Origin of the sequence: Clostridioides sp. ZZV15-6598 (assembly GCF_020657705.1) — a bacterium.
Taxonomy (GTDB): Bacteria; Bacillota; Clostridia; order Peptostreptococcales; family Peptostreptococcaceae; genus Clostridioides; species Clostridioides difficile_F.
Map to the genome: position 1 here is coordinate 1 of NZ_JAGWCS010000198.1, position 5220 is coordinate 5220.

The 5220-nt window shown below is 28.6% G+C and carries 3 protein-coding genes; all 3 read right to left on the reverse strand.

Features of this window, described 5'->3' with window-relative positions:
- Nucleotides 1–329: 329 nt before the first annotated feature.
- The 3 genes from KGF50_RS20270 to KGF50_RS20280 all read right to left on the reverse strand — a co-directional run bounded on the left by KGF50_RS20270 (nt 330) and on the right by KGF50_RS20280 (nt 4930).
- Complete coding sequence (locus tag KGF50_RS20270) at nt 330–2162, reverse strand: ABC transporter ATP-binding protein (RefSeq protein ID WP_227434881.1); 1833 nt, start codon at nt 2160–2162, stop codon at nt 330–332.
- The gene (locus KGF50_RS20275) at nt 2155–4401 is read right to left on the reverse strand and encodes an ABC transporter ATP-binding protein (protein ID WP_227849731.1); all 2247 of its coding nucleotides are present in this window, start codon (nt 4399–4401) and stop codon (nt 2155–2157) included. Before KGF50_RS20275 ends, KGF50_RS20270 begins: the two co-directional genes overlap by 8 nt.
- A 67-nt stretch (nt 4402–4468) precedes the next feature.
- On the reverse strand, nt 4469–4930 hold the full coding sequence (locus KGF50_RS20280) for a MarR family transcriptional regulator (RefSeq protein ID WP_227849732.1): 462 nt from the start codon (nt 4928–4930) through the stop codon (nt 4469–4471).
- Between the last annotated feature and the right edge of the window lie 290 nt (nt 4931–5220).

Consider the following 5220-nt stretch of genomic DNA (forward strand, 5'->3'; position numbering starts at 1 on the left):
TATGTGATTATTATATTATATTTAACCCAATTCTTAAATTTAAGTAGTTTTTTACACAACTAATAAAAGTAAATAAAATACATGACTTTAGATAATTGTTAACTATTAAAATTAAATTTTATTGTTAATAAAATTTAAAGAATACGATTAAATATACATTTTGATAATCACCTCCAACATTTTCCTTCCTATATATTATAACAAAATACATACTTTGTAAATACATAAAAAAAATAGATAAGATTATACCTTACAAAATATAATCTTATCTACCTAGTTTATTTTATATTTATCTCATAACGATACTAATATTTTAAAGTAAATTCTTACTACATTGCTTCATCTTCTTCAAATTGAGAATTGTAAAGATTAGCATAGAATCCACCTTTCTTTAGAAGTTCCTCATGATTTCCTTGTTCAACTATGTCTCCTTCATTCATGACAAGAATCATATCAGCATCACGTATAGTTGATAATCTATGTGCTATAACAAAGCTTGTTCTACCTTCCATAAGATTATCCATAGCTTTTTGAATTAATACTTCTGTTCTAGTATCAACAGAACTTGTAGCTTCATCCAATATTAAGATTTTAGGGTCTGCTAAAATGGCACGAGCTATAGTCAATAATTGTTTTTGACCTTGAGAAACATTACTTGCTTCTTCATTTAATTTCATGTTGTATCCATCTGGCAATGTTTTGATAAATCTATGAACATGTGCTGATTTAGCTGCTTCTATAACTTCTTCATCTGTAGCATTTAGTTTACCATATCTTATATTTTCCATAATTGAACCACTAAATAACCATGTATCTTGAAGAACCATACCAAACATTTCTCTAAGTTCACTACGATTAAAATCTTTAATATTATGACCATCAATTAGTATTGAACCACTATTAACATCATAAAATCTCATTAAAAGCTTAACTATAGTAGTTTTCCCTGCTCCTGTAGGTCCAACAATAGCAACTTTTTGACCAGGTTTAACATTTACTGAGAAATCATTTATTATAGTCTTATTTGAATTATATCCAAAGTTTACATTTTCAAAATCAATCTTACCTTCTAAACCATCTATTGAAACTGCATTTTCAACAACTTGGTCTTCTTCTTCTTCTTCTAAAAACTCAAATACTCTTTCAGAAGCTGCTGCTGTTGACTGTAGTAAGTTAGCAACTTGTGCAATCTGAGTCATTGGTTGTGTAAAGTTTCTTACATATTGTATAAATGACTGTATATCTCCAACCTCAATTGTTTTCTTAATTGCAAGCCAACCACCTAAGATTGATACCATTACATATCCTAAGTTTCCAATAAACATCATAAGTGGTTGCATTATCCCTGATAAAAATTGAGATTTCCATGCTGAATTATACAAACTATCATTTAATTTATCAAATTCATTAATTGCTTCTTCTTCACGATTAAATGCTTTTACTATTGTTTGACCACTATAAGTTTCCTCAACTTGACCATTTACATTCCCTAAATATTCTTGTTGAGATCTAAAGTATTTTTGTGATTTCTTTACTATTCTTGAAATTACAAACATTGATATTGGTAATATTAAAATCGCCACTAATGTCATAATACCACTTATAGATAACATCATTATCAAAACACCTATCATAGTTGTTACTGATGTTATAAGTTGTGTCATACTTTGATTTAAACTTTGGTTTAGAGTATCTATATCATTTGTAATTCTTGATAGTATTTCACCATGTGTTTTAGTATCAAAGTACTTCATTGGCAATCTGTCTAATTTTACTGAAATCTCTTGTCTTAAATTATAGGATACTTTTTGAGAAATTCCACTCATTATAAATCCTTGTATAAAAGAGAATAGCGCACTTACCAAGTAAAGGCAAAGTAATAATGCTAAAATTTTTCCAATTGCATCAAAATCTATGCCTACATTACCTCCAGAGACTTTGCTCACTAATCCTTCAAATATCTTTGTAGTCGCCTTACCTAAAATTTTTGGACCTACTATAGAAAACGATGCACTACCAATAGCAAATACAATTACCAAAATTATTGATATTTTAAATTTAGATAAGTATGCAATTAGTTTTCTCATGGTTCCTTTAAAGTCATTTGCTTTTTGTCCTGCTCCTATAGATTTTCCCATAGGACCTTTTCCCATTCTACTCATTAGCTAGCTCCTCCTTTGAAAGTTGTGATAAAGCTATTTGCTCATAAACTTCGCAATTTTTTAGAAGCTCTTTATGTGTTCCTATTCCAACTATTTTTCCTTCATTTAAAACAACTATTTGTTCTGCATGCAAGATGGTACTAATTCTTTGTGCAACTATTAATACTGTACTTTCGGCAGTTTGTGATTTTAAAGCTTTACGAAGAGCTGCATCAGTTTTTAAATCAAGAGCCGAAAAACTATCATCAAATATATAAACTTCTGGATTTTTTGCTATTGCTCTTGCAATAGAAAGTCTTTGTTTTTGACCTCCAGAGACATTTGTTCCACCTTGAGAAATTTCAGTTCTAAAAGCTTCTGGTTTAGAATCAATGAATTCTGTAGCTTGAGCTATTTCAGCTGCAGCTCTCATTTCTTCATCTGTTGCGTCTTTTCTACCATATTTTAAGTTGGATTCTATAGTACCAGAGAACAATACTCCTTTTTGAGGTACATATCCAATTTTTTCTCTTAAATCATGTTGAGAAACATTTTTTATATTAACTCCACCAAGTAATATTTCCCCCTCAGTAACATCAAAGAAACGAGGAATTAAATTTATAAGAGTCGACTTCCCACTACCAGTGCTTCCTATAAATGCAGTTGTTTCTCCTGGTTTTGCTGTAAAGGATATATCTGTCAATATAGCTTCTTCTGCATCTGGATACATGAATGAAACATTTTTGAATTCAACAAGACCTTTTTTATCTTCTTTAAATTCTTGTGCTTTTGATTTTTCTGGGTCTTTGATACTTATATCTGATACCAATACTTCATCTATACGTGTAGCTGAAACAGATGCTCTTGGAAGCATAATAGATATCATTGATATCATCAAGAATGACATTATTATCTGCATTGTATATTGTATAAATGCCATCATATCTCCAACTTGCATTGCTCCAGAATCAACACTATATGCACCTCTCCAAACTATAAGAACCGTAATAAGGTTCATTATAAGCATCATAGCAGGCATCATACATGTCATAACTCTATTTACAAAAAGATTTGTTTTAGTTAAATTTTTATTTGCTTCATCAAATCTTTTTTCTTCATGTTTTTCAGTACTAAAAGCTCTGATAACTGGAATACCTGTAATTATCTCACGGCTTACTAAGTTTAACTTATCAACAAGTTTTTGAACCAATTTAAACTTAGGCATAACAACTGAGAATAATACAACTATTAAAGATAAAATAGCTACTACTGCAACTGCTATAATCCAAGCCATTGAAGTATTAGTATTTAAAACTTTTATTATGCCACCTATAGCCATTATTGGAGCATAAAAAACTATTCTAAGTAGCATAACCATCAACATTTGTATCTGTTGAATATCATTTGTACTACGAGTGATTAATGATGCTGTAGAAAACTCATTCATTTCACTATTTGAAAATGACATAACTTTTCTAAAAACTCCACTTCTTAAATTTCTTCCTACACTTGCTGCTACTCTTGCTGCTAAAAATCCAACTGTAATTGTAGCTATCATACTAATCATAGCTATACCAAGCATTTTTGCACCAGTGAGTAATATATAATTATTTTGCATATTTTCTGTATCAATACCCATTTTTTCATATTCTGCTTTTACATATGATACTGAACTTTGTGTTATCATACTTTCTGGCATACTTTCAAAGCCTTTGCTCATCTCTTTAGTTAATTTGTCTAGTTGCTCTGTCGGCATCATTGATAACACTTTAAATATATCAACTTCTCCACCTTGAGTCCCTTGAGTAGGAAGCTGACTCATTATCTGAGATTTCATCGCTTTTACTTCTTTACTATCTCCTTCAAGACCTGATACTATTAAAATAGATTTACCAAAAATAGTATTTAACTCATCTATAGTATCCTTATCTTTAGTATTTAACTCATAAAGAGATTCGTCTTTTAAATTTGGATACTTATCTTTATACTTGCTATAATCTTCCTTATTCAATAAAGTGTAATTATCTAATACTTTATCCTTATTATCTTTATCCATAAATAAAGTAATCTTATCTAGTTCACTTTTTCTAATTATAGATGGAACAGAGTTTTCTACTCCACCTTGCTGTATACCTATATTTACTATATTAGATGTATATTTTGGTAAAGAAAGGTCACATACTGCTTGAACTACCAATAAGCATACTATTATTACTATTGATAAGGCTGACTTCTTTAAATATTTAATTAATTTAAACATACACTTCTTCCCTTCTGTAATATTAATTAGTCTAATAGCATTAAATTGAAAAATATTGTTTTAAACTTTAGAAATATTTTTCATGCTCATGTTTATGACATCCTGCTTTTAAATTGTCTCTAACTTGCATTAGAAGTCTTCTAAGTACTATTTTTTCTTCTTCACTAAATCCTAAAAAGATTTCTCTTTCTAATTCTTGATTAAATTTCTCAACTTTCTTACATATTTCTAGGCCTTTATCCGTTAAAAAAATTCTAGAAATTCTTTGGTCCTTTTCATCTTGTTTTCTTTCTACGAGCCCAGTTTTTTCCATTCTTTTTATCATAACTGTCGTTGTAGATGCTTTTACTTTTCTTTTATCTGCTAATTCTTTTTGACTTTGACCATTTTTCATCCTAAGAGAAAAAAGTATTTGTGGCTGACCTTGATACAAGCCTAATTTATCAAAATAAAAATGAGTTCTTATAAAATATATTCGCATCAATTGCAAGAAAACATCATTTAATTTTTCTTCAGAATTGCTATTCATACTTACCCTCCTTATTTTTATATTACTTAGTCGGCTAATGATTATTTTACTATAACAGATATCTTTTTTCAATATATTTATAAAAAATTCATATAAATTTCATTTATTAAATATTTTTCTATTGATTAGTTATGATTTTAATAGCTAATAGTAAGTTTTTTAATTAGCCAACTACTTATATTTTTCATTAAAACCTTAAGATAAACCTTTTCATAAATTTATCAATTAAAAAAGTTGTCTCAAAATAAAATAAATTTTGAAACAACCTCTTATTTAATAATATATTACTT